We start from the raw sequence: 23,502 nt of genomic DNA, 5'->3' as shown, positions 1-23,502 counted from the left end.
AATGCCGTTAATACTACTGCTCCACTTGCTGATCCTACGAAGTCACCTTTTGTTACTTGTAATACTTGCTCTTTCATTTTGCATTCTCCTCTCTTTTTTCTTTTATTACAAAACTTCTATTATACTAATACGCTTGATAGAAATACGATTAATGCCGTTAATACTACTGCTCCACTTGCTGATCCTACGAAGTCACCTTTTGTTACTTGTAATACTTGCTCTTTCATATCTTTCATTCTCCCTTCTATTTTCTTTTGTTACAAAACTTCTATTATACTAATACGCTTGATAGAAATACGATTAATGCTGTTAATACTACCGCCCCACTTGCTGATCCTACGAAGTCACCTTTTGTTACTTGTAATACTTGCTCTTTCATTTTATGTATCCTCCTTTTTAATAAGTTATCTATATGTAATTTCTAAGAAATGTTTATTTCATAGTTTTTATGTTAGCGTTACATTAAAGTTATTAACGTAACGTTTGTAACATTAATGTAACATAACTATTGTTACGTTGCAATATAATTACGTAAATTTTATTACACTTTTTTTACGTTTTTTATAAACACCCTTAAAAACCCTGTTTTAATGCACTTTCTACTAAGTTGACGTTTGTAACGTTATTGTAATATTACAGTCATATAAAGAAACACCCTCATACCTACCTCTATTTTTGTTACAAATTAAAGTGCATATTCAAAGTAATAAGATGGCGCCTATCAAATTTTTACCGACAATTCACGCGAGATAAAATACGATCTTTCCAAGATAAGTTTATATGTTTCCTCTATATAACTATGTATAATAAAAGCAAAGAGGTGGTCATTTTGAAATTAATCGCATTAGATATGGATGGTACGCTACTATCATCTAATCTTGAAATCTCCAAAGAGAATTTACAAGCTATCCAAACTGCAAAAGAGGCTGGTCATATAGTCATGATTTGTTCTGGTCGTGCAAAAGAGGATGCTTTGAAATTATTGGAAGAATATAAACTATCTCTTCCAGTTGGAGCGAGCAATGGGGCAATTGTTTATGTGGATGGAAAAGTAATTAACTCGCGTTGTTTACAAAACGATAAAGTATACAAGCTTGCAAAATTACTAGAATCTGAAGGTTTTCCTTATAAGCTATATACGAATAAAGGAGTTTATTCTCCATATACATGGCAAGATCAAGTCATGCAAGCGTTCGAAGAAAACAAGCATGCACTAGATGTTACACTTGAAGAACTTGAAAGAATTACAGAAAAACAAAAGAAATCAAACTTAATTACTGATTTCCAAAAAATCGAAGATGTTGTAAATAATCCAGAATTAGAAATATCTAAATTCTTCATTTTGACATTTAATGCAGCGCATCGTGCACAGCTATTAAGCATGTTACAAGAAGACACTGATATTTCAGTTACGGCATCAGCTCCTACTAATGTAGAAATTATGGATAAGCATGGTCATAAAGGGAACGGTCTACAAGAAATGGCTGCTTATTTCAATATACCAATTGAAGATACTATTGCAATTGGGGACAACTTTAATGATGTACCAATGTTACAAGTAGCTGGCTTATCAGTTGCAATGGGAAATGCTGAAGAAGATGTAAAAAAACTATGTGATGTCGTAACATTAACAAATAATGAACATGGTGTTGCTCACGCAATCGAGAAATTTGTATTGAAACAAACTTCATCTAGTAAATAAAAAAAGGACTCTTTCAATTTGAAAGGGTCCTTTTCTTTTATACATGATGACAAGCAACAAAATGCTCCTCACCGACATTACGGAATTCTGGTACCGTTTGTTTACAAATATCTGTTGCAAACGGACAACGTGTATGGAAGCGACAACCTGAAGGTGGATTTGCTGGACTTGGAATGTCACCCTCTAGTATAATTCGCTCTCGCTTTACTGTTGGATCTGGTATTGGCACAGCTGATAACAATGCTTTTGTATACGGATGAAGTGGGTTCGTAAATAACTCATCACGCGGCGCCGTTTCCACGATCGTTCCTAAATACATAATCCCGATTTTCGTACATAAATGTTCGACTACGCTTAAATCATGTGAAATGAACAAATAAGATAATCCCTTTTTCTCCTGTAACTCACTAAATAAATTAATGATCTGTGCTTGAATAGATACATCTAGTGCTGCAACAGGTTCGTCAGCTACAATGAATTCTGGATTTAATACCATGGCTCGTGCGATAACGATACGTTGACGTTGTCCACCAGAAAACTCATGAGGGTACCGGTCAATATGATATGGAGCTAAGCCGCATAACTCCAATACTTCTATCACTTTTTCACGAACATTTTCTTTCGTCGCTAGCCCATGAGCCAACATCGGTTCACCAAGCGCTTCTCCAATTCTCATTCTTGGATTTAACGAGCTAAATGGATCTTGGAACACAAGCTGCATATTAGGACGATGTTTTCTCAATTCCTCCTTGGATAGAGAATAAACATCCTTTCCTTTAAACTTCACTTCCCCTTCCGTTTTTTGGACGAGACGTAAAATTGTTTTTCCTATCGTTGTTTTTCCGCTTCCTGATTCGCCAACAAGGCCAAATACTTCACCTTTATTAATAGTAAAGCTTACTCCATCAACTGCTTTTACATGTCCAATTGTTCTACTAAATATGCCGCCTTTAATTGGAAAATATGTTTTTAAGTTTTTTACTTCTAATAATGGTTCACTCATTGTTCCGCACGCTCCTCATATAACCAGCAAGCTACTTTATGATTCTCATCATGGACATTCAGATTGGGCGCTTCTTCTTTACATATTTCCATACAATGCTCACAACGACCGCTAAAGTAGCAAAATTCATCCAAACCAACTAAATTAGGAACTTGCCCTGGAATAGAATATAGTTTATCTATTCGTTTTCCCATCACTGGTTTTGATTTCAACAACCCTTTCGTATACGGGTGTTTCGGATTTTGGAATATTTCTAGTACCGGTGCTTCTTCAATAACCTTCCCGCCATACATAACGACAACGTAATCAGCCATTTCTGCTACAACACCTAAATCATGTGTAATTAATAAAATAGATGTTTTAAATTCTTCTTTTATTTGCCTTAATAAGTCTAATATTTGAGCTTGAATTGTAACATCAAGAGCCGTTGTCGGTTCATCAGCAATTAATAACTTAGGATTACAACTAAGTGCAACAGCAATCATAATACGTTGTAACATCCCGCCGCTTAGTTCATGCGGATAAGAATGGACAATTTCATCTGCACGAGCTATACCAACTTTACGAATTAATTCGATCGCCTTCTTATACGCTTCATTTTTACTAAGTAATTCATGCTCTCTTAACGTTTCTACGATTTGTTCTCCTACAGTGAAGACTGGATTTAGCGATGTCATCGGTTCTTGGAAAATCATCGCAATATCATTCCCTCGTAAACTACGAAGTTCTTTCTCTTTCATTCCTAAAAGACTTTTTCCTTCATATAGAATATCACCGCCTACTACACTGCCCGATTCAGCAATAAGTCCCATAATAGATAAAGCTGTTACACTTTTCCCGCACCCTGATTCACCTACAACACAAACTGTTTCACCTTCTCGAACTGCAAAGCTAACATGGTTTACAGCCTTGACTGTCCCTTCTTCTGTCTGAAAGTGTGTTTGTAAGTCTTTCAGCTCTACTACCGCTTTACTCATACCTTCTCACCTACCGTCTCATCTTTGGATCTAACGCATCACGAAGTGCATCACCAAGTAAATTAATGGATACAACTGTTATAAAAATTGCAAAACCAGGCGGAATCCATAACCACGGACGCTTTTGGAAATCAAGTAATGAGTTAGCTGCGCTAATCATATTCCCCCATGATGGTGTAGGTGGAACGACGCCAAGCCCTAGATAACTTAGTGCAGATTCACTTAAAATAGACCCTGCCACACCCAAAGTTGCTACAACAATAAGCAACGGAAGGACGTTCGGAATTAGATGATGAATAATTTTCCGAGAATCCTTTAATCCTAATACATCTGCCGCTTGCATAAAGGCTTGCTCCCTGAGTGTTAAAATTTGTCCCCTTACAAGACGTGCAAGTCCTGGCCATCCTACTAAACTTAAAATAATCATTACAACATATAAACGGTATTCGGATGGCAATTTCCATTCTGATAAAATTGCTCCCATTATAATAAGTAGCGGTAATCCCGGAATGGACATTAACACATCCGCAACACGCATAATTAAATGATCAACCACCCCTCGATAAAAACCAGCAATTGCTCCTAATAAAGCACCTAGTATAACGGATAGTAGCATCGACGCTAAACCAATTGTTAATGAAATACGTCCTGCTTGCATAAGTCTAGTTAAAATATCTCGTCCCAACTGGTCTGTTCCAAGCCAATGTGACAAGCTAGGTGGTTTATTAATTTGTGTTACTTGTACTTTTCCATCGGCATATGGCGAAAGGATTGGACCGATAAAACTAAATAAAAACATAAATATTAAAACGTATAAACCATACAATGCCATCTTATTTTTCTTAATTTTTTTATACGCTTGGCGCCATGGTGATGATTCGTTTCTCTTTTTCCGTTCTTTCTTTTTCTCTATTATTGGTGTAACAGTCTCCATATCTTTCCCCCCTTACTTCAATCGAATTCTTGGATCAACAAACGCATATACAATGTCTGCTAAGAAATTAGCCATAATTGTTAAACACGAAAGAAACATTGTAAAGGCCATTAATACCGTATAATCACGGAAGTTTAATGCTTCTAATTGAATGCTCCCGATTCCTGGCCAGTTAAAAATTTGTTCAATAATAATAGCTCCTGAAAATAAACCCGGTAATTCAAAAGCGAGTAATGTAATTGCTGGTAAAATTGCATTTTTCAATGCATGTTTATAAATAACGGTTCTTTCTTTTAAGCCTTTTGCACGAGCAGTACGAATATAATCTTGCCTAATAACATCCAACATGCCCGTTCTAAAATATCGTGTTAATGATCCTACACCAAGAAGCGTTAAAATAAACACAGGTAGAATCATATGACGTAATACTTCTAATATGTACGCTACCCCTGTTGAGTTACTTCCAATATCAATCATGCCACCAATGGGTAATAATTTTAAATCAACCGCTAATAATTTAATCAAAAATAATCCGATAAAGAATGATGGAAATGACATTGCTGCAAATACACCAATTGTCACCAATCTATCAAACCAAGAGTGCTGCTTTGTTGCAGAAATAACCCCAATAATAAGAGCAATAATCCAAGTGAAAAATAAAGCTGCAACAGCAACGATAAATGTATTCCAAATAAATTTATTAAGTAATGAAGTTACCGGTTCTTGGTACTGTAAAGAAAATCCAAAATCACCATGTAAAGCATTAGCTAGCCAGTGAAAATACCTTTCAATAATTGGTTTATTTAAGCCGTATAATTCCCTTAGCTCTTGAGCTCTCTCTGGTGTTAACTTCGGATTTGAATCAATATAATCTCCCGGCAAAAGTGCAAATAAGAAAAAAATAATAATAGATGTACCAAACAATGTAGGGATCATTTGAAGGAACCTACGAATGATATATGTTTTCACCTTTTGTCTCCCCAATCCTATTTACTTAAAAATAGAAGAGCATTTTTTCAAAACAGCTACTATTCCTTTGCTGTGTGAAAAAACGTCTTCTATTATTTAGGTCAATCCTTATTGTTCAATAGATAACACTGGTAAGTTGGAACTGATACTATCGTACTTTTCTGGATCAATTCCTTTTATACGTGCATTATGAGCATAAAGTAGTTTACGATAGTTTAATAAAATAACTGGTGGATCATCACTTAGCTCTTTATACAACTCTTTATAAATCGCTTTACGTTTTTCAATATCTGTCGTTCCTATACCTTTTACAATCAAATCATCTACTTTCGGATTATTATAACCCGTATCACTTTTTGGATTAGTTGATAAGTACTCACTTACAACTTCACTTGGATCACTAATTCCTGGTGTTGAAACTGCTGCTAAATCGTAGTCACCTTTTCCTACTTTTGAAAGCATCGTATTAAAGTCCATCAACTCTGGATTTAATTCAACACCAATTTCTTTGTAACTTTCTTTTGCAATCGGAATAAAGATATCATTTGTTTTACCTGTATTTGATGCGTAGTATGTTAATTTTAATTTTTGACCATCTTTTTCACGAACCCCGTCAGAACCTACTTTCCAACCAGCCTCATCCAATAATTTTTTAGCCTTTTCTACGTCGTGCGGATATTTATTAATACCTTCTTCTGTATATGCCCATGAAACTGGAGCAATTGGTACGTTAGCAACAGAGCCATATCCTTGTAAAGCTGTATCCACATACTTCTTACGGTCTAATCCGTAAGTAAGTGCTTGGCGTACCTTTTTATCTTTCAAATACGACTTCTTATTATTTACATAGATATAAGCAATATCACTTGATGATTCAAGATTAATATTTGCAAACTCTAATCCTTTTAATTGGTCTATATTTTCAGGGTTCGCTCTAAATCCACTATAGTCCAGTTCACCTGTTTGGAATAATTGGAATCCAGTATCACCTGATGTGATTTTATAAATAAAGTTTTTAATTTTTGGTTTACCTGCATAATAATTTTCGTTAGCAACAAAGCGTACTTCTTGACCTGGAACATATTTTTCAAATTTATATGGACCCGCTGCAATTGGTTGCCCATATAATGCTTTTAAATAGTCTAAGCTTGTATTTTGTTTATAATCTTTTCCATAATAAGCTTTTGATAGCACTGGGCCACCTAAATTAGTTAGCGCCTGTGAATTAACTTTTTCAGTTGTAATTTTAATTGTCTGTGGATCAACAACTTGAATTCCCTCAATAGAAGTTGCTTTTCCTTCTTTATATTCTTTCCCACCTTTAACAGCATACTGAGCAATATCCAATCCACCTTCATACGCTTTATCATGAAGTAGTGTTAGTGTAAATGCTACGTCATCCGCTGTTAAAGGCGACCCATCACTAAATTTTAAATTTTTACGTAAGTGGAATGTATATGTTAACTGGTCAGCAGAAATATCCCATTTTTCTGCAAGATCCGGAACAGGTTTACTTTGTTTGTCTGTTGTTACTAGTGACGCAAAGATAACAGACGTTACATTTCCATCCCAACCATTATCTTGGAAATACGGAAGGAAAACTCCCCCTGGCTTAGAAATAGCCGTAATAAAAGTATCTTTTCGCTGATTTGCTTTCTCTGGACTTTTCTTTTTATCTGTAGCTGGAATTGATTCAATCTTAGAGTCTTTTAAATCCTGTTTTTTTACCGGTTCTGTAGAAGCTGTATCCTCCTGTCCCCCACAAGCGGATAACACAAGCGAACTACTCAGTAATACCGAAAATACACCAGCCCATTTTTTCGTCTTTGTCTTCATTGTCCCCACCCTAACTTTTTATGATTATACCCTCTGAACTACTTACCTTATGTATGCCTCCCACAGCATATTTATAGCCAATCGGAAAAGTCGGTTTTAATCGTAAAAAAATAGATGTTTTTGAGGGGTAACAATCCTATTCCGACCTTTCCGGTAGACTTTATGGTTATTAGCTTATATCGTCAGTTATATTTTGTCAATTCTTTCTAAATAAATATTTTGATAATTTTTTTCGAAATTATTGTTCTATCTTTAATTTGGGTAAACTTAATAAAATACCGTTATAGTTATCTTCTTGTAACCCTTGAATTCGCGCATTATGTGCGGACACAACTTTGCTATTATTCAAGAAGATTACAGGCGGGTCTTCGCTTAACTCTTGATATAACTTTTTATAGATGTCTTTTCGCTTTTCAATATCCAACGTTTCTAATGCTTGCTTAGCTAATTCATCTACTTTTGGATTATAGTATCCATCATAATTTCGTTTACTTGTTGAAACAAACTCCTCAATCGTTCCACTTGGATCATCAATCATTGGCGTAGATACCATCGCCAAATCATAATCACCTTTTATCACTTTGGAAATCATCGTATTAAAGTCCATATATTCTGGGTTAAACTCTACACCAAGCTTTTTATAATCCTCTTTCATTACTGGAATCATCACATCATTTATTTTACTTGCAGAAGAAGCAAAATAACTTATTTTCAGTTTTTGTCCGTCCTTTTCACGAATTCCATCCGAACCAGCTTTCCATCCAGCCTCATCCAGTAATTTCTTCGCCTTCTCTAAATTATACTCATATTTATTAATGCCCTCTTCTGTATACGCCCAAGAAACTGGCGTAATCGGTACATTAACGAGTGACGCATATCCTTGGAAATACGTATCAATAACCTTTTGACGCTCTAATCCGTAAATAAATGCCTGGCGGACACGTTTATCTTTAAAGTATGGCTTCTTATAATTCATTTTAATGTAGCCGTAAGAGCTTCCTGTATATACATTAATATTAGCAAAACCTAAATCTTTTAATTGCTCAATCGTCTCCGCGTTTGTCGTAAAACCATCATAATCTACTTCCCCGGCTTGAAATTGTTGTAGCTTCGTATCACCTTTTGTAATTTTATAAATAAAGTGCTCAATCTTCGGCTTTCCTTCAAAATAATTTTCATTTGCTACAAATCGAACTTCTTGTCCTGGAATATATTTATCTAACTTATAAGCACCGGCTCCCATTGGCTTACCATATAAATCTTTTAAATATTCTAAATGACCTTGCTTATACTCTTTACCGTAATACGCCTTTGAAATTACTTCTCCGCCAATTAACGATAATGTTTGGGCATTTACCTTTTCAGTTGTAATTATAATTGTTTTCGGATCAACGACCTGTATTCCCTCAATAGATGTTGCTTTTCCTTCTTTATATGCTTGCCCACCTTTTATTGCTGTTTGGCTTATATCAGTCGCACCACTATAAGTTGGATCGTGTAATAGCGTTAATGTAAATGCTACATCATCTGCCGTTAACGGTGAACCATCACTAAATTTCACATCATCTTTCAAATGGAACGTATATGTAAGCTGATCCTCCGCAATATCCCACTTCTTCGCCAAAATAGGAATTGGTTTTCCTTCCTTATCGAGTCCAACAAGAGGTGCAAAGATCGCTTGCGTTATATTACCATCCCATCCATTCTCCATAAAGTGCGGAAGGAATATCCCTCCAGGACTCGGCATGCCAACTACGAAAGTATCTTTTCTTTCTTTTACTTTTGTAGGACTTTTTGCTTTGTCGCTTGCTTTAATAAATTCATCTTTTACTTTTGGTACGTTCCCAGCTTCATTTGTACTTGCTTCCTCTTGACCACATCCGGCTAGTAATACTGAAACACTAAAAAACGCAGCAAGTACTCCTTTAAAAGCATTTTTCATCGTTCAATCACCTTTGCTCTCCTAATGTTTAATAATGTAGAAACATGGACCCCCTCTCTGTAACTATCTTTATTTTTCCTATAAAAATAGTATGAATTATTTTCAAGATTATTCCTTTCCTTAAAACATGTCAATCATTCCCTTTTATTTCGTATGAAAAAAATTAAAAATCCACTTCTATTTGTTCCGTATGAAACATAGAATATTAATAACCAATTACCAAAAAGGGGGCGAAAACATGGACAACCTATTCCAATACGTCCTGCACTACGTATTATTAACAATTATGATAGTCGGGGCTCTATTACTATTCCCATTCTTCCCAAAGTTCGTCCTCTTTTTAGCTTTTTTTATTATGCTCGGGATCGCTATTATCATTTCAACAAGAGAAGATACGACACAAAAAGAAAACAGAGTTCAGCGTGTAAAGCTGTAACTCTGTTTTTTTATTTTCAATCTTAAATCGACGTTTCACATACTTATGTCTCGGGAAATAATTAATCAATCCAAAAATCTCCTAATACCATTTATGTTTTACAATCTATGCAAATTACGGAACAAAGATTTATCAAATTTACTGTTTCACGTGAAACACAATTTTTATTTTTCTCTTAAAGTAAAATATCAGTATAAAAAAGCGAATTCCCTTCAGCAAAACTGAAAGGAATTCGCTTGCTACTTTTTACTCCACGATATTCTCTAACTCATTATATAACTCCGCTCGTAACAACTCTTTCTTCGCTTTTTCCTCATACAATTGTTCAAGCACTTCAACATCAACTACATGTTCCATCTTACACTCAAGCGTATATATATCTTCTTCTACATGCATTAACCCTGTTTCGATCTCCTCAACATTCCTAACTTCTTTCTTTTTTATAGGAGCTGTTTCAATCCTTTTTCTTCCTTGGCGTTGCTGCTTTATTACTTGTGTCTCGAGTCTTTCTTCCCACTTTTGACGCGCCCATGCGTAGTTCCCTGCAAACTCAAATAATTTACGCTCATCAATCCAATACGTCTTTTCAAATAACTTATTTAAAAAATAACGATCATGTGAAACAGCTAAAATCGTTCCATTATATTGTTCAAGAGCTTCCTCTAAAACTTCCCTTGATTCAATGTCGAGATGGTTTGTCGGCTCATCTAAAATTAAAAAATTGATATCTTGATACATAAGTTGCGCAAGCCTTAATCTCATTTTTTCTCCACCGCTCAGTTGTGTTACTTTCTTAAACACCGCTGGACCATAAAATAAAAACTTAGCTAATATATGTCTCGCTTCTCCTTCTGTTACAGCTACATATTCCCTGAAAGCTTCTAATACATTACTCTTCATATTTCCGTACGCATGCTGTGATAAATAACCGATTTTCACACTACTACCAATTCGAATTTCTCCAGCGTCTGGTTCTATTTCTTCTAATAATAACTTTAGTAGCGTTGTCTTTCCTGTACCATTACGACCGACGATAGCCGCACGCTCTTGAAAACGAACATGTAAATTCGCTTCGTTAAATAAAGGATGGCCAGCAAATCCTTTACTCACTTCTTTCATTACAACAACATCTTTTCCACTTCTCTCTTGCCCTTCAAACTGAAGTCCCATTTGTTTTCGTTCTAAAATAGGTTTCTTTAATTTCTCCATACGTTCCAGTGCACGTTCCATACTTCTCGCTCTCTTATGCAATCCTTCATTCGGAGGATTCGCCTGATTTGCCCATTCACGCAGTCGCTTAATTGCTTCTTTCATTTTCTTTATTTTCTTTTGCTGTTCTTGATAAGCCTGGAACTCCTGAAGCAAACGTTCTTCCTTTTCCTCAACAAACTGAGAATAGTTTGTATGATACACGTGAATCTCTCCATCCTCTAAATCAAAAATCTTCGTTACAACTTCATCAAGGAAATAGCGATCATGTGAAATGACCATAACCGTTCCATTGTATTCTTTTAAAAATTGCTCTAACCATTCGACTGCAAATAAATCCAAATGATTTGTCGGTTCATCTAATAAAAGTAAATCTGGTTTCTGCAATAGCATGTATGCAAGGCTTACTTTTGTTTGCTCCCCACCACTTAACTTCAGAAAGGATCGAGGGAATAGTTCTGTCACCTGTAGACCATTTGCTACCTTCATCAAATTCGCTTCAATTTCATAACCACCAAGGAACGCAAACTTTTCTTGGATTACTCCGTATCTCTCCATTAATTTTTGTAAAGCAGACGGTTCTCGTTCTTCCGCCATATTTTTTTCTAAAGTATGCATTTCTCTTTCTAATTCCTTTTCTGCTTTAAAAGCAGAACTCAATACATCATATACAGTCATACCCTCATCAAATTTCGGAATTTGTGCCACATGACCAATACGTGTACCTTTCTTCATATGAATGGCTCCTGCATCCAAACTTTCCATTCCAGTTAGAAGCTGAAAGATTGTTGTCTTCCCACTACCGTTACGACCAACTAATCCAACACGTTCACCGTTCTTTATTTCAAGCGATATATTTTCAAATATGATGTTTCCACCAAAAGATTTCGTTATATTATTTACACTACAAATTGTCATTTTCCGTACTCCTTTCAATATAAAAAACCATGGGAAAGAAACATTCCCCATGGTTTTCGACATAGAAAAAGGAAGCTAAATAGCTCCCTTTTCACACGTTTATTAAAAATGGGTGAAGAGATTTCTATCGTTCAATAGCTACTATGCAATTGTTAAAAAAGGACAGACGTATCCCGTTAACAACTACATCATGAAAAATCGCACGACAAAAATAGATATATTCTAAAAATTTGGCACGTGCAGCTAAAGAACGTTTCATCTCATTCACCTCTTTCGTACGGAATTTAATACTTACTTCTTTATTATACTTTCCCATTTCATGTTTGAATAGTCATTTTTCTGAAAATAATGAAGATAGACTAAACATTTCAATAAGTGACATCAAATCTTACAAGACTGTTATGTTCACGTAATGGAAAGCGATAGTACGAAAAGATGCCTCCCTATACAATAAAGATGTAAACAAGAGAGACAACAAAAGGAGGAAACAATCATGATGAAAGAAATCGTAAAAGCAATCTTTGAAGTATTAGTGAACGGACAAGCAGTTGTAAAAGAACTAAACGAACTATAAAAAGGAGTGAAGGAACATGATGAATATGGTAAAAATGATTTTACATGCTCTAGTTGACGCAAAAGCGGTTAGCCAAGAATTAAACCAACAATAAAAAAGGGGTAAATGAATATGAAGAAAGCCATTATTATAATCGCAAGTACAGCAATTGCCTTATACACAATAAAAAATAGAAAAAAGAAACATAATAAAAATGATTTATATTATCCATACACATTATTAAAGAAAAAATAAAAGACAAGGTACCCTGTTGTAATGAGGATATCTTGTCTTTTATTTTTCCTATTCCTTTTAAAGGATTTCCCTCTCTCTTTCCCGAATGTATTAAGCGGGATTTTTACACATATTTTAAAGGGGCATACATACAAATGGATACACAACAACTATACTTTTTAAACGATATTGGCAAACAAAAACCAGAAAGCATTCGGAATAGAAGCGCCACATGTCCTTTTTGTGACAGAGAAAATTTAACGAATATTTTAGCAACTGAGGGCTCAATTATTTGGCTAAAAAACAAATTCCCTACATTAAAAGATACATTTCAAACGGTGCTAATCGAAACAGATAATTGTGAAGACCATATTGCGACATATACAGAAGAACATATGAAATCGCTAATTCGTTTCTCCATTAAATATTGGTTAGACTTACAGAAAAATGAAGAATTTACATCTGTGATTTTATACAAAAATCACGGTCCATTCTCAGGCGGGAGTTTGCATCATGCACACATGCAGATTATCGGAATGAAATATGTAGACTATCTCGATAACGTAGAAACGGAGAACTTCCAAGGGGTCATTGTACAAAAAAACGAACACATTGAACTCAACATTTCAGATCGTCCTATTATCGGTTTTACTGAATTTAATATCATTATTGAAGATGTTAGATGCATAGATGAACTGGCAAATTATATTCAACAAACTGTACGTTACATACTGACAGATTTCCATAAAGGATGTAGTAGTTATAACTTATTTTTCTATCACTTAAACGGAAAAATCATTTGTAAAGTTGTTCCTAGGTTTGTCGTTTCACCATTATATGTAGGATATAAAATACCGCAAGTTTCTACAAAACTAGAAGACGTGAAAATACAACTAGCGGCGTATTTCACAAAACAAGACGACGCAATTAACCACAAAAAATAGAGTAGGTATCAAAAACCTACTCTTTTATTACACCTTTATTTCGATAGTACACATCTTCTAATCCGACGTTATACTTCATGTTATTATCCGTCCACTCTGGCCCCAGATTACCTGGCCATCCAGATGTATTTGCTACATATTTTAGTAATGCAAAATCCGTCAAACCTTTTTGCACCCCGCGCTTATACCCTTTCATTAAATGCGGCATTGCAATTTGCGCATTTGTGCGCGGATCTTTCAACTCTTCATCAGTTAAATGATCTGGTGCAAGCCCACCGCCACGGTGCAATTGAAACAATCCGAATGAAGTTCCGTTATCTCCAACACTTCTTGGATTTAACCGGCTTTCATGTTCGGCAATTGTAAGAGGTATCCATTCCGGAAGATTGACTTTCTTTGCTTCCTCTATAATAATTTGTTTCATTTGTTTTGCTTCTTCTGAGTCAACATAGCTTGTCTCATTCACTAACTTGCCCATTCCTTCAGACTTTCCTTGGAAATATAAGTACACCCCAAGAACAACTAAAAATCCTACAAAGAATTTCTTCACTACCACTACCTCTTTCTCCGCTGAAATTTGTCCCCTTTCAGCCTTCTTCCCTTTACAATTACCCACATTCTATCATTCTCTTACCCTTTTATCATAGCAAATAACTATATATATTATCATCATGCTTTAGACCGATTTTGTGAAAAAATAGCTGGTAAATACGTACAAAAATGTAACTTTCATAGACTACAACGTATTTCTTGTATATAATTGTAAATTGAACTCTACATATTAGAATAGGAGCAGACCAAATGAAAAAGTGCATAATACTCTTGTTCAGCATTTTACTACTTATCCCTATCCACACCTCTGCACAAACATCATCAAAACCAAAAGTACTTGTTTTATACAGTACACAAGACGATAAAATTACAAATAATATTCAAATCCTTAATACCCAATTAGGACATTTTACAAACGATATCACTACGAAAAGTTTAAAAAAGGCTAATGAAATTACTAATTCATCTTCTTATACACATATTGTTTATATCGGTGAACAAAAAGAAGAGTTTCCTATTGAAACAAAGAAACTTCTAGAAAATTTCTCAGGCCCAATATTAGTTTTAGGACAAAATGTTGAACAATTATCTAATCGCTTTTCTTTCATTACCCTAAAGGCTGATGATATACGAGTTAATAAAATCGAATATCCAAGTCATAAACTAAAAAACACTTTAGAAGAGGAACGATTGATTCAATCTTTTGATACAAACGGAACTGTTCTTGCTAACGCTTTAAGCTCAAATAGCAAGAGCCCACTAATCGTTCAGCATGAAACATCTTACTACGTTGCAACGCCAAATCTCTTTGACTGGATGTCTCATTACGTCGGTGAAATGTTATTTTCTTACTTTGGACAAAAGCCAACGACAAATAAAGTAGAAGCTTATTTACGTCTTGAGGACGTTCATCCAGCCGCAGATACAAATCAATTAAAAGAAATTGCTGAATTACTAAAAGAGAAAAAAATCCCTTACATGATTACGGTCATCCCAGTATATAAAGATCCTGATACAGGAAAGACAATACATTTAAAAGATAAACCTGAACTAGTCGACCTTTTACGCTCTATGCAAGATGATGGCGCAGCAATTATTATGCATGGTTATACGCACCAATTTTATGACAGTGAAACTGGGGAAGGTTTTGAATTTTGGGACGTAAAAACAAATCAACCGATTCGTCAACCGAATCATGAACAACCAAAAACAAAAGATGACTTTCCTAATATAGAAGCATATAATGCATACGTAAAAAAAGGGGAAGAATTTGAAGAAAAATATACAACTGAGCATATTGAAAAGGGCATTCAAGAACTTGTAGATGCCAAACTATATCCTGTCGCATTTGAAGCACCTCATTACACGATGTCTCAAAAAGGGTATGAAATATTATCAAGGTACTTTTCAACTTATGTAGGACAACTACAGTTAAGTGATACAACTTGGAAATCGATGCACTCACCATTTTATACAAGTACCCCATCATTTTTACACGGGATGAAATTAATGCCTGAAACAGTCGGTTTTATTGAAGAAGATAAGCCACATGCTATTGCTAAAATGAAAGAACGTGCTGTATCTGTTGCTAAATTATCCGATGGAGTTATTGGTGCATTCTATCATCCTTACTTAGGTGTGAAACCATTAAAAGAAGTATTAAAGGATCTAGAAAGCATTCCAAATATAGAATGGATTGATTTACAAAAAGAAACAAATGAAGTGAAAATGAAAGATATTCATATTACTACTAATAAAGACGGTATTCACGTTAAAAAACCAACAAGCGCAAGCGACGTAATGGATTATGTAAAACAATATGGATTCTTCCTTATACTTGGCTTCTTCATCATTGTGTTTCTATTGTTATTAAGACGTGCGAAAAAATTAGAATCCTAATATAAAACCACCAAGCAAAATGCTTGGTGGTTTTTTTAACTTAAACCAAAACGTGGCATGTTATTAATAACCCATTGATTATTTTCATAACTTCCTTCATCAAATTAAACACATCATAAATTATAGAAAATATTAGAAAAAATATCCATAACAAAAAGGATAAGAGTAACTCTCCTATCCTTTCAATTAAAGTGAAACTTTAATCAGTGGAAGTCTTACCACCCATTAATACGGGGTAAAATTGAATCGTATTTTCATATATTGTTTCTGCAACCTTATCAATAGATATGTTTTTTATAACACTAATTTCCTTTAATACCTCTCGAATCATCCTCGGATGCGTCATAACATCCTCGTGAAATTCCCACGGTCCATCTGTTTCTACCATCATATATTCAAGTGGATAATACGAAACAATTTTTCTAACTTTCTCCTTATGTAAAATATCTGGCGTGATAGAAATATAATAACCGTTCCTCATCATCCGTTTCATTGTTGTTTCACTTCCTTTAAACCAATGAAAATGTGCACGTGAAACTTTATATTTCTCCAGTAAATCACATACAATATCCGCATCTTCATACACTGCATGCAATATAATTGGTAAATCATACTGACTAGCTAGTTCGACAAACTGTTGCAACACTGATATATATGAATCGACAGCAATGCGCTCATCTTCTTTTCTTAAATAATACGGCAAGCCTACTTCACCAATCGCTACTATATCCTCTACATGATCTTCAATTAATTTATAAATTTGCTCACATTCTTCTTTATGAATCGGTTGCTCCGGATGAAAACCTATTGCTGGATGTACAAAAGGATATCGCTTTGCTAAAGATAAAGTTTCTTTACATGATTGATAATTCATAGATACCGCAATAAGCCCCTTTATCTCTTTACTATTTTTCACATCTTTAAGTAATCTATTTTTTTCTTCATCTTTATATTGATCCACATGTATATGACTATCAATCCATTTCATCTTTATTCCTCCATAAAAAAAAACAAGAAAGGAATCCCCTTCTTGTTTTATCATCTATATTATTTAACAATTAAATTTGTTATGATATCAAATAATCCAATACATACTATGGCAACAGTAAAGTAGCTACAGAAATCTTTAATTGGAAACTTCACTACTTCTTCTTTAAACATCCCATTCTTCTCCCTTCTTACTATATCCCTAATTATTTTTATCTACTTGTATCTATTATGCAAAAAATATGACAATTTTACTATCGAATTAACTTACGTAAACCTTACAATGTTGTAAGGTTTAAAAAAAGGGCCTCATCTACATACAGATGAGGGCTATTAAAAAGTAGTTGGTTTTTCATTCTTCATTAACATGACAAACAGAAAGTAATACAGTGACTTTCTAATTACACTATATGAAATTCACTAGCTTTTAACCATCGAATTACATTACAGAAGGCTTACATGTTTGTAAGCTGTGTGTAATGTAATTCGATAGTTTCTCTTACCTACATCTCGTACAATAAAGTTAGAAAGTAAGCCAAATAAGAAGAACACTCACATAACCAAATTACATTGCTAGTAGCCTACTCTTCTTATACCTTTCACTCATGCTACTACAATGTACCCCCTTCCCCTTTATATAATAAAAAGAGCCTTAGCCCATATGGGCTAAGGCTCTTTCATGAACTCCAAAATACCCCTACCTAGTATTTTTATTTTCGACAAAAAATAGGTGGGGGTATAATCCGCTATCTCATCGCTAAAAGTTTACTCTTCGCATTAATAGGAATATTTACAGCTTCAATTTCTTCAATCGCCTCGCCATAGCGTCCTTTTGCGTACACCTTTAATGCTTCATCTCTCTTTAACATATGCTTAACAGTCTTCTTTATTTTTTGTTCTCTTCCACGTTCGTCAAATGCAATAAATTCATATTCATACCACTCATCACCAATAGGCTGACCAATTGTATTCACAACCGTATAATATTCTTTCGTCTTATAAAGTGGATTATATTTATCAATAACCGGTCCAAGTTTCGTAGGCAGTAACATTACTACTATCACTATCATCGCTATTATAGTAGTGATCATTTTTTTCTTCATAATCAATTTTCCTCCTCTGCAGGATATATATACATCCATTTTAAAAAGAAGGAATAAAATCTACTATTGAATCTCATTACATTACACTTACATTTTTGTAAGAATTAAAAAAGGCGAACGAATTTACTCGTTCACCTTTTAACTCGCTTTAAAACCACCACCAAGTACATCACGTACATCATGGATAACAACGAAAGCATCTTCATCTACTCGACTAATAACTTGCTTTAACTTAACAAGCTCTTGTTTATTAATAACAACATATAAAACTTCTTTATTTTTACCAGTATATCCGCCGCGTCCTTCTAATACAGTGACACCGCGTGTCATGTTTTTCGTAATAGTTTCACGTATTAAATCTGGTTGATTTGAAATGATTGTAACAGCTGTTTTTGTATCCATTCCTTCTACAATGAAATCAATCACTTTCGCTCCGATGAATACTGCAACAAGTGTGTACATTGCTTTTTCTTGTCCTATTATAAATACAGAGCCAGCAATTACAACAATATCAATAATAAGTACGCCTTTACCAACGCTCCACCCTAAATATTGATTTGCTAACTGAGCTAAAATTGCCGATCCTCCTGATGTACCTCCAGCTTTGAACATACAGCCTAATCCGACACCGACAAATAAGCCAGCGAATAGAGCCGCTAATAACGTATCACTATTTACATGATACTCAATATGTTCCGTAACATATAAAAACAAGGATGTTTCTACAATCCCTAAAATTGTATAAACCATCGTTTTCTTATCAAAAAATTTATAACCAATAGCTAGTAAGATTGCATTTATAGCAAAGTTCACAATCCCCGGCGACCAATCAAATAAATAGTACGTAACAACCGTTACACCAATAATTCCACCTTCCGATAAACGGTTTGGAATTGCAAAGTAATTAATACCAATTGCGAATAATAATGAACCAATTGTAATTAGTGTTATTTCCTTTATACGTTGATTAACCATAGTTCATACCTCCCCCCATTTGACATTGTATCACTATCTCCCAGAGGTTTAGAAGTTGTTTTTATTGCGCATTTTTACTCTTAAAGATCGAGATATTATGTTTAAACAAAGGGGTGATTAATTATTCATATTCGCTCTAACTGTACGGACAAATCGCTCCACATTCCCCTTCTGAATATACTTAGCTCGAATGGTTTCATGATTACAAGTACATTCGAAATGCGGACGAAAATCTATGCTATCTATATGCAAATATGAATACTCTTTAAATGTTGCAGGATAGTATGGAAATTTTCCGTAAAAGAGGAGACGTCTAGTAGTAGCAGCAAAAATCCCTTGTTGATACGATAGCGTAAAATTATCCTTCTCAAATATTCCTACTACAAAAGCCAAAATTTTTTCATCATCCTCTATATGCTTTTTCATACTCAATAAAAGTTCATTCATGCATATCCCTCCAAATACTATTCTCGAAAAGAATCCATGGATTATTACAGACCGGTTTAATTCCTTTATAAAGTATGAAACGCGTTTCCTGTCAAAGATATTTCAAAAAAAATAATCCGTTATGCAAGTTACACATAACGGATTAAAACTAAACAGTAGAGCGTTCCACAAGTTCGTATGGAATTTCCACCTTCTCTTGTTTAGAACTTTCATCACTTATTTGTCTATAAAACATTTCAAAGGCCTTTTTACCTATTTCCTTTAAATTTTGATCAATGGTTGTAAGTTGTAACACTTGCGAAATAGGTTGATTATCAAAGCCAATAATCGCTAAATCCTTAGGAACTTGAATACCTAATTTTTCAGCTTCTGTCATCACCCCAATCGCAACTTCATCTCCTGCTACTATTAATGCTTCAGGAAGATGCTGCATCCCCTTTAGTTTATGAGCCACTCTCACACCATCTTCTAATGTAAAACATTCTGTGAAAATCCATTCTTCATTAACTTCTTCATCTATAGATTGCAATTGCTGTTTGTAAACATCAAAACGCTTTTGACTACTCGGTCCTAATTTCCTTCCCGTGCAATAACCAATTTTTTTATAACTTTTCTCAATCAAATAATCCATTCCTAATTGAAAAGCTGCTGAATGATTCGTATATACACTCGAGATATTTGAAATATCATTATCTTCACAAGCAACAATTGCCCCATAGGAAGCATATGGCTCTATCGTTTCCCAATCATTCGCACGAGAACAAATAATGAGACCATCCAATTGTTTTGTTTTTAACATATGTAAACTTTTCATTTCTTCTTTTTTATTATAATTCGTTTGGCAAAGTAGCACTCTGTAATTATGAGCTAACGCCACCTCCATCATCCCGCCCACCATCGCGTCAAAACACGGATGATTAATATACGGTAAAATCACACCAACAATATTCGTCTTCCCTTTTGATAAATGAACAGCATTTGCGTTTTGCGAGTAATTCAACTTCTCAACTATCTCTATAACCGCTTTCCTTTTTTCTTCACTTACATATGGATGATCATTCAATACTCTCGAAACAGTCGTAACTGAAACTCCCGCCATCTTTGCAATATCTTTAATATTAGCCATACACTCACCTCTACTTTTAACTTAATAAATCCTATAAACATATGTCAAATCTTCTTATCATTACACCTTCATTCGTTTTTCTTACAAAAGTGTAATTTTCCTGTAAGCTAATTCGATAGTGACTCCCCGCAATATTTCATACAATTAAGTCAGAAACAAGGCAACAACTATTCGAAAAGGAGCAGATTCATATGATGAACAAAATGAAATCAAACAATTTTTTAAATACAATGGGCATGGTATTTTCTGCTCTAATCGATGCTAAAGCTGTTGCTTCTACATTAAACAAGTAAGGAGAATTCATTATGAACAATATCACTTTTAACAAATTAGATTTTTTAGGACTAGCTAGCGGATCAGTTCTTCTTACTGCTTTTATTTACGCCGCTACGCTTGTATAAATTTCGTGTCCCCTTTCCCCTTTATTATAAATAGTAATAGAAAAGACGACCGTCTATGCCCGGTCGTCTTTTCTTATTTTTGATTTGATTGCAAAGTTTCCTTTAGCTCATCAAACTTCTCATTTAATTGATCTGTCATCATTTTCATCGCTATTTTTCGATCTATTTTTTCTTCAGCATCAATTTGAATTGGATCTCCAAAAATCAATTGCGCCTTTTTCCCTTTTATTAATTCTTTTACACTCGATGGACCAACATAAGCTGCCGGTACTAACGGGACATTAGAACGTAGCGCAATCGTAACAGCCCCAGCTTTTAATGAAACATCTTCTGTTGATCGTGTCCCACTCGGAAAAATCCCTACTACTTTCCCTTCTTTTAATAGGCGTGACGGAATTTTGAGTGTACTCGGTCCTGGATTCGCACGATCTACAGGGAATGCATTCACATTTTTAAAGAACCAGTTTTTGAATTTCCCTTCAAATAATTCTTTTTTAGCCATGTAATGAATTTGGGTCGGATACATCCCTGTAGCTAACATTAATACATCCATAAAACTTGTATGTGTACATGCAACAACATATGGGCCACCTTCTGGTAACTTTTCTCTTCCTTGCACTTCTACTTTCCCAGCTGTTTTAAATATATATTTCAACAAAAATGTAATTGGTTTATACATTTGTTTCGTTCCTTTCTGAACATCCGAATTATAATCATTCTCTTACAACAATTATAACACTAAGTTTTAGGAGTTGGTAATAAAATTGAGTATTAATTGTTACATTTCAATTCTTACAAAAGTGTAATTTTCTTGTAAGCTAATTCGATAGTTACTTCTTGCAATATTTCATACAATTAAGTCAGAAAGAAACAACAACTATTCGAAAAGGAGTGGATTCATATGATGAACAAAATGAAATCAAACAATTTTTTAAATACAGTGAGCATGGTATTTTCCACTCTAATCGATGCTAAAGCTGTTGCTTCTACATTAAACAAGTAAGGAGAATTCATCATGAACAATATCACTTTTAACAAATTAGATTTTTTAGGATTAGCTAGCGGCTCCCTTCTTCTTACTGCGTTTATTTACGCTGCTACGCTTGTATAACTTTGTGTCCCCTTTCCCCTTTATATAGAAAAAGACGACCGTCTATGCCCGGTCGTCTTTTTAAATGTTTCTTTCTTTTAACTCTTTTAAAAGCTGTATCATTTCAGCTTGTTGTTTTATCTTCTTACGACCATTTCGGTTAATTGCTGCAAGCTCACAAGCAACTCCGACAGCAAAGAAAAACAATACACTTTCTAACATGTGAAATCCTCCAATTGCCTATTAAACAGCTTGGCGTAATTGCTCTTCTTGTAAAACCTTCTTATTTATATTCTCTTCTTTTCTCTGACAAACGTTATTGCGAATAAGTGCTGCAATAACAAGTAAAGTTCCTACAATATCAAACATCGTTATTTGATATCCTTGCATCATCATAATAATTAAAGTCGTAATCGGTACAAAGTTAATAAATAAAATCCCATTAATAGATGATAAAATTTTCACACCGTAGTTCCAAGCGAGTAATGCTACGATTCCCGGTAATGTCATCATAAATAACAAATCATATTTCACAATAGAAATCGTTTCCATACTAGGAACTGAAATATATCCAAGTGCCGTTATAATTACCGTTATAATTCCTGTAACAGTCGTACCGAATACACAAGTCAATGTAGAATAACGTAATGTTGACCAATCGCTACACGTTTGACCACCCATCGTATAAATAACCCAACCTACAACCCCAACAAATATACATGCTAGTGAAAATATGTTATCTTTCAACGTTAAAAAGAAACTCATATCACCTTTTGTAATAACAAATACAGCTCCTACAAAAGCAATAATCATACTCGTTATCATATATTTTTTCGGTTTTACATGCTTATATCCCCATAGAATACAAATCGAAATCATCGGCATCAGTGCTTCCATAATAGAGGCTACCATCACGCCTGATTTTCCCATTAACATTTGACCTAAAAATATAAGTACATTATATACAGTAAACGCCATCGTTCCGAAAAAGACGAGTAACTTTCCTCTTCCCTCTAAACGAAATGCCTGCTTTCCTTCTTTCGCTAACAATAATACAATCAGTACGATTGCCACCGCTCCATAGCGAATAAGCGAAAAATAAAACGGATCTATGTATTCTAGCGCATGATCAGCAACTGGAAACATTGCTCCCCATGACATACTTGCAATTAAACACGCTAAAGCCCCTATTATCATTTGACCTTTTCTCAACACAATTCCCCCGCTTCTTTCTATTTGCACAAAGAGAATTGTAAAAGAAAAAA

General features: G+C 34.5%; 27 protein-coding genes. 7 read left to right on the top strand and 20 right to left on the bottom strand.

Features of this window, described 5'->3' with window-relative positions:
- The 3 genes from KVT31_RS25070 to KVT31_RS25060 form a co-directional block, all read right to left on the bottom strand.
- Window positions 1-77 (bottom strand): DUF3948 family protein (locus tag KVT31_RS25070; RefSeq protein WP_002101907.1); only part of this gene is annotated, 77 nt, incomplete at its 3' end.
- Window positions 78-119: 42 nt separating this feature from the next.
- Window positions 120-236, bottom strand: a complete 117-nt coding sequence (locus tag KVT31_RS25065) for a DUF3948 family protein (protein WP_000654250.1) — start codon at window positions 234-236, stop codon at window positions 120-122.
- A 35-nt stretch (window positions 237-271) separates the two neighbouring features.
- Window positions 272-379 carry a DUF3948 family protein gene (locus tag KVT31_RS25060; protein WP_000664237.1) on the bottom strand — a complete coding sequence of 36 codons (108 nt, stop codon included), beginning with the start codon at window positions 377-379 and terminating at the stop codon, window positions 272-274.
- A gap of 450 nt (window positions 380-829) precedes the next feature.
- Between KVT31_RS25060 and KVT31_RS25055 the strand changes: the two genes are divergently transcribed.
- Entirely contained in the window at window positions 830-1,702 is an 873-nt protein-coding gene (locus KVT31_RS25055) for a Cof-type HAD-IIB family hydrolase (protein ID WP_000766409.1), read from the top strand.
- A 37-nt stretch (window positions 1,703-1,739) separates the two neighbouring features.
- Here the strand turns inward: KVT31_RS25055 and KVT31_RS25050 are convergent, their stop codons facing one another.
- From KVT31_RS25050 to KVT31_RS25025, 6 genes are all read right to left on the bottom strand, one after another.
- Window positions 1,740-2,705 carry an ABC transporter ATP-binding protein gene (locus KVT31_RS25050; protein WP_088094817.1) on the bottom strand — a complete coding sequence of 322 codons (966 nt, stop codon included), beginning with the start codon at window positions 2,703-2,705 and terminating at the stop codon, window positions 1,740-1,742.
- Window positions 2,702-3,682, bottom strand: a complete 981-nt coding sequence (locus tag KVT31_RS25045) for an ABC transporter ATP-binding protein (protein WP_000030773.1) — start codon at window positions 3,680-3,682, stop codon at window positions 2,702-2,704. The genes KVT31_RS25050 and KVT31_RS25045 overlap by 4 nt, the downstream gene beginning before the upstream one ends.
- Window positions 3,683-3,692: 10 nt before the next feature.
- Entirely contained in the window at window positions 3,693-4,616 is a 924-nt protein-coding gene (gene opp4C / locus KVT31_RS25040) for an oligopeptide ABC transporter permease (protein WP_088094818.1), read from the bottom strand.
- Window positions 4,617-4,628: 12 nt separating this feature from the next.
- Window positions 4,629-5,585, bottom strand: a complete 957-nt coding sequence (locus tag KVT31_RS25035; protein WP_140392307.1) for an ABC transporter permease — start codon at window positions 5,583-5,585, stop codon at window positions 4,629-4,631.
- A gap of 108 nt (window positions 5,586-5,693) precedes the next feature.
- A complete protein-coding gene (locus KVT31_RS25030; RefSeq protein WP_166705228.1) occupies window positions 5,694-7,421 on the bottom strand; it encodes an ABC transporter substrate-binding protein in 1,728 nt (575 codons plus the stop codon).
- Window positions 7,422-7,659: 238 nt separating this feature from the next.
- Window positions 7,660-9,363, bottom strand: coding sequence for an ABC transporter substrate-binding protein (locus KVT31_RS25025; protein WP_088094819.1), 1,704 nt, complete (start codon window positions 9,361-9,363; stop codon window positions 7,660-7,662).
- Window positions 9,364-9,601: 238 nt separating this feature from the next.
- Between KVT31_RS25025 and KVT31_RS25020 the strand changes: the two genes are divergently transcribed.
- Window positions 9,602-9,799 (top strand): hypothetical protein, encoded by a 198-nt coding sequence (locus tag KVT31_RS25020; protein WP_000369258.1) that lies wholly within the window; start codon window positions 9,602-9,604, stop codon window positions 9,797-9,799.
- 246 nt (window positions 9,800-10,045) lie between these two features.
- On the opposite strand, the gene abc-f is transcribed toward KVT31_RS25020, so the two are convergent.
- Together abc-f and KVT31_RS25010 are read right to left on the bottom strand one after the other, a co-directional pair.
- Window positions 10,046-11,926, bottom strand: a complete 1,881-nt coding sequence (abc-f, locus tag KVT31_RS25015; protein ID WP_088094820.1) for a ribosomal protection-like ABC-F family protein — start codon at window positions 11,924-11,926, stop codon at window positions 10,046-10,048.
- 124 nt (window positions 11,927-12,050) lie between these two features.
- Complete coding sequence (locus KVT31_RS25010) at window positions 12,051-12,185, bottom strand: RAxF-45 family protein (RefSeq protein ID WP_283162007.1); 135 nt, start codon at window positions 12,183-12,185, stop codon at window positions 12,051-12,053.
- A gap of 420 nt (window positions 12,186-12,605) precedes the next feature.
- Between KVT31_RS25010 and KVT31_RS25005 the strand changes: the two genes are divergently transcribed.
- Window positions 12,606-12,734 (top strand): spore coat protein B, encoded by a 129-nt coding sequence (locus tag KVT31_RS25005; RefSeq protein ID WP_140392309.1) that lies wholly within the window; start codon window positions 12,606-12,608, stop codon window positions 12,732-12,734.
- 134 nt (window positions 12,735-12,868) lie between these two features.
- Window positions 12,869-13,657: a DUF4931 domain-containing protein gene (locus tag KVT31_RS25000; protein ID WP_088094822.1), complete on the top strand. Its 789-nt coding sequence runs from the start codon at window positions 12,869-12,871 to the stop codon at window positions 13,655-13,657.
- Between the two features lie 16 nt (window positions 13,658-13,673).
- Here the strand turns inward: KVT31_RS25000 and KVT31_RS24995 are convergent, their stop codons facing one another.
- Window positions 13,674-14,207 carry a transglycosylase SLT domain-containing protein gene (locus KVT31_RS24995; RefSeq protein ID WP_088094892.1) on the bottom strand — a complete coding sequence of 178 codons (534 nt, stop codon included), beginning with the start codon at window positions 14,205-14,207 and terminating at the stop codon, window positions 13,674-13,676.
- A gap of 251 nt (window positions 14,208-14,458) precedes the next feature.
- Between KVT31_RS24995 and KVT31_RS24990 the strand changes: the two genes are divergently transcribed.
- The gene (locus KVT31_RS24990; RefSeq protein WP_088094823.1) at window positions 14,459-16,108 is read left to right on the top strand and encodes a DUF2334 domain-containing protein; all 1,650 of its coding nucleotides are present in this window, start codon (window positions 14,459-14,461) and stop codon (window positions 16,106-16,108) included.
- A gap of 199 nt (window positions 16,109-16,307) precedes the next feature.
- Here the strand turns inward: KVT31_RS24990 and KVT31_RS24985 are convergent, their stop codons facing one another.
- From KVT31_RS24985 to KVT31_RS24965, 5 genes are all read right to left on the bottom strand, one after another.
- Window positions 16,308-17,096, bottom strand: a complete 789-nt coding sequence (locus tag KVT31_RS24985) for a TatD family hydrolase (RefSeq protein WP_088094824.1) — start codon at window positions 17,094-17,096, stop codon at window positions 16,308-16,310.
- A 745-nt stretch (window positions 17,097-17,841) separates the two neighbouring features.
- Window positions 17,842-18,198: a YxeA family protein gene (locus KVT31_RS24980; RefSeq protein ID WP_088094826.1), complete on the bottom strand. Its 357-nt coding sequence runs from the start codon at window positions 18,196-18,198 to the stop codon at window positions 17,842-17,844.
- Window positions 18,199-18,336: 138 nt separating this feature from the next.
- Complete coding sequence (locus KVT31_RS24975; protein WP_000248056.1) at window positions 18,337-19,173, bottom strand: YitT family protein; 837 nt, start codon at window positions 19,171-19,173, stop codon at window positions 18,337-18,339.
- A 117-nt stretch (window positions 19,174-19,290) separates the two neighbouring features.
- Window positions 19,291-19,620: a PH domain-containing protein gene (locus KVT31_RS24970; RefSeq protein WP_088094827.1), complete on the bottom strand. Its 330-nt coding sequence runs from the start codon at window positions 19,618-19,620 to the stop codon at window positions 19,291-19,293.
- A 148-nt stretch (window positions 19,621-19,768) separates the two neighbouring features.
- Window positions 19,769-20,746, bottom strand: coding sequence for a LacI family DNA-binding transcriptional regulator (locus KVT31_RS24965; protein WP_088094828.1), 978 nt, complete (start codon window positions 20,744-20,746; stop codon window positions 19,769-19,771).
- Window positions 20,747-21,051: 305 nt separating this feature from the next.
- On the opposite strand from KVT31_RS24965, the gene KVT31_RS24960 reads away from it, so the two are divergent.
- A complete protein-coding gene (locus tag KVT31_RS24960) occupies window positions 21,052-21,147 on the top strand; it encodes a DUF3948 family protein (RefSeq protein ID WP_001060010.1) in 96 nt (31 codons plus the stop codon).
- 73 nt (window positions 21,148-21,220) lie between these two features.
- Here the strand turns inward: KVT31_RS24960 and KVT31_RS24955 are convergent, their stop codons facing one another.
- Window positions 21,221-21,826 carry a lysophospholipid acyltransferase family protein gene (locus KVT31_RS24955; protein WP_088094829.1) on the bottom strand — a complete coding sequence of 202 codons (606 nt, stop codon included), beginning with the start codon at window positions 21,824-21,826 and terminating at the stop codon, window positions 21,221-21,223.
- A 336-nt stretch (window positions 21,827-22,162) separates the two neighbouring features.
- Here KVT31_RS24955 and KVT31_RS24950 point away from each other — a divergent pair, with 336 nt between their 5' ends.
- Entirely contained in the window at window positions 22,163-22,258 is a 96-nt protein-coding gene (locus KVT31_RS24950; protein ID WP_001060007.1) for a DUF3948 family protein, read from the top strand.
- A gap of 60 nt (window positions 22,259-22,318) precedes the next feature.
- On the opposite strand, the gene KVT31_RS24945 is transcribed toward KVT31_RS24950, so the two are convergent.
- Together KVT31_RS24945 and KVT31_RS24940 are read right to left on the bottom strand one after the other, a co-directional pair.
- Window positions 22,319-22,459: a YrzO family protein gene (locus KVT31_RS24945; protein ID WP_061677922.1), complete on the bottom strand. Its 141-nt coding sequence runs from the start codon at window positions 22,457-22,459 to the stop codon at window positions 22,319-22,321.
- Between the two features lie 21 nt (window positions 22,460-22,480).
- Window positions 22,481-23,449 (bottom strand): DMT family transporter, encoded by a 969-nt coding sequence (locus KVT31_RS24940; protein ID WP_140392311.1) that lies wholly within the window; start codon window positions 23,447-23,449, stop codon window positions 22,481-22,483.
- Between the last annotated feature and the right edge of the window lie 53 nt (window positions 23,450-23,502).

Source organism: Bacillus sp. GbtcB14 (genome assembly GCF_019091205.1).
Classification (GTDB): domain Bacteria; phylum Bacillota; class Bacilli; order Bacillales; family Bacillaceae_G; genus Bacillus_A; species Bacillus_A cereus_AG.
The sequence above is the reverse complement of the archived record's forward strand: the minus strand, read 5'-3'. Positions and strand labels throughout refer to the sequence as shown.

Coding starts and splice junctions, on each gene's coding strand:
- opp4C (WP_088094818.1), bottom strand. CDS start 4,616: ATGGAGACTGTTACACCAATAATAGAGAAAAAGAAAGAACGGAAAAAG.
- KVT31_RS24985 (WP_088094824.1), bottom strand. CDS start 17,096: ATGAAATGGATTGATAGTCATATACATGTGGATCAATATAAAGATGAA.
- KVT31_RS25020 (WP_000369258.1), top strand. CDS start 9,602: ATGGACAACCTATTCCAATACGTCCTGCACTACGTATTATTAACAATT.
- KVT31_RS24990 (WP_088094823.1), top strand. CDS start 14,459: ATGAAAAAGTGCATAATACTCTTGTTCAGCATTTTACTACTTATCCCT.
- KVT31_RS24965 (WP_088094828.1), bottom strand. CDS start 20,746: ATGGCTAATATTAAAGATATTGCAAAGATGGCGGGAGTTTCAGTTACG.
- KVT31_RS24945 (WP_061677922.1), bottom strand. CDS start 22,459: ATGTTAGAAAGTGTATTGTTTTTCTTTGCTGTCGGAGTTGCTTGTGAG.
- abc-f (WP_088094820.1), bottom strand. CDS start 11,926: ATGACAATTTGTAGTGTAAATAATATAACGAAATCTTTTGGTGGAAAC.
- KVT31_RS25060 (WP_000664237.1), bottom strand. CDS start 379: ATGAAAGAGCAAGTATTACAAGTAACAAAAGGTGACTTCGTAGGATCA.
- KVT31_RS24980 (WP_088094826.1), bottom strand. CDS start 18,198: ATGAAGAAAAAAATGATCACTACTATAATAGCGATGATAGTGATAGTA.
- KVT31_RS25025 (WP_088094819.1), bottom strand. CDS start 9,363: ATGAAAAATGCTTTTAAAGGAGTACTTGCTGCGTTTTTTAGTGTTTCA.
- KVT31_RS25005 (WP_140392309.1), top strand. CDS start 12,606: ATGAATATGAAGAAAGCCATTATTATAATCGCAAGTACAGCAATTGCC.
- KVT31_RS24950 (WP_001060007.1), top strand. CDS start 22,163: ATGAACAATATCACTTTTAACAAATTAGATTTTTTAGGATTAGCTAGC.
- KVT31_RS25000 (WP_088094822.1), top strand. CDS start 12,869: ATGGATACACAACAACTATACTTTTTAAACGATATTGGCAAACAAAAA.
- KVT31_RS24970 (WP_088094827.1), bottom strand. CDS start 19,620: ATGAATGAACTTTTATTGAGTATGAAAAAGCATATAGAGGATGATGAA.
- KVT31_RS25045 (WP_000030773.1), bottom strand. CDS start 3,682: ATGAGTAAAGCGGTAGTAGAGCTGAAAGACTTACAAACACACTTTCAG.
- KVT31_RS24975 (WP_000248056.1), bottom strand. CDS start 19,173: ATGGTTAATCAACGTATAAAGGAAATAACACTAATTACAATTGGTTCA.
- KVT31_RS24955 (WP_088094829.1), bottom strand. CDS start 21,826: ATGTATAAACCAATTACATTTTTGTTGAAATATATATTTAAAACAGCT.
- KVT31_RS25010 (WP_283162007.1), bottom strand. CDS start 12,185: ATGAAACGTTCTTTAGCTGCACGTGCCAAATTTTTAGAATATATCTAT.
- KVT31_RS25050 (WP_088094817.1), bottom strand. CDS start 2,705: ATGAGTGAACCATTATTAGAAGTAAAAAACTTAAAAACATATTTTCCA.
- KVT31_RS25030 (WP_166705228.1), bottom strand. CDS start 7,421: ATGAAGACAAAGACGAAAAAATGGGCTGGTGTATTTTCGGTATTACTG.
- KVT31_RS24960 (WP_001060010.1), top strand. CDS start 21,052: ATGAACAATATCACTTTTAACAAATTAGATTTTTTAGGACTAGCTAGC.
- KVT31_RS25065 (WP_000654250.1), bottom strand. CDS start 236: ATGAAAGATATGAAAGAGCAAGTATTACAAGTAACAAAAGGTGACTTC.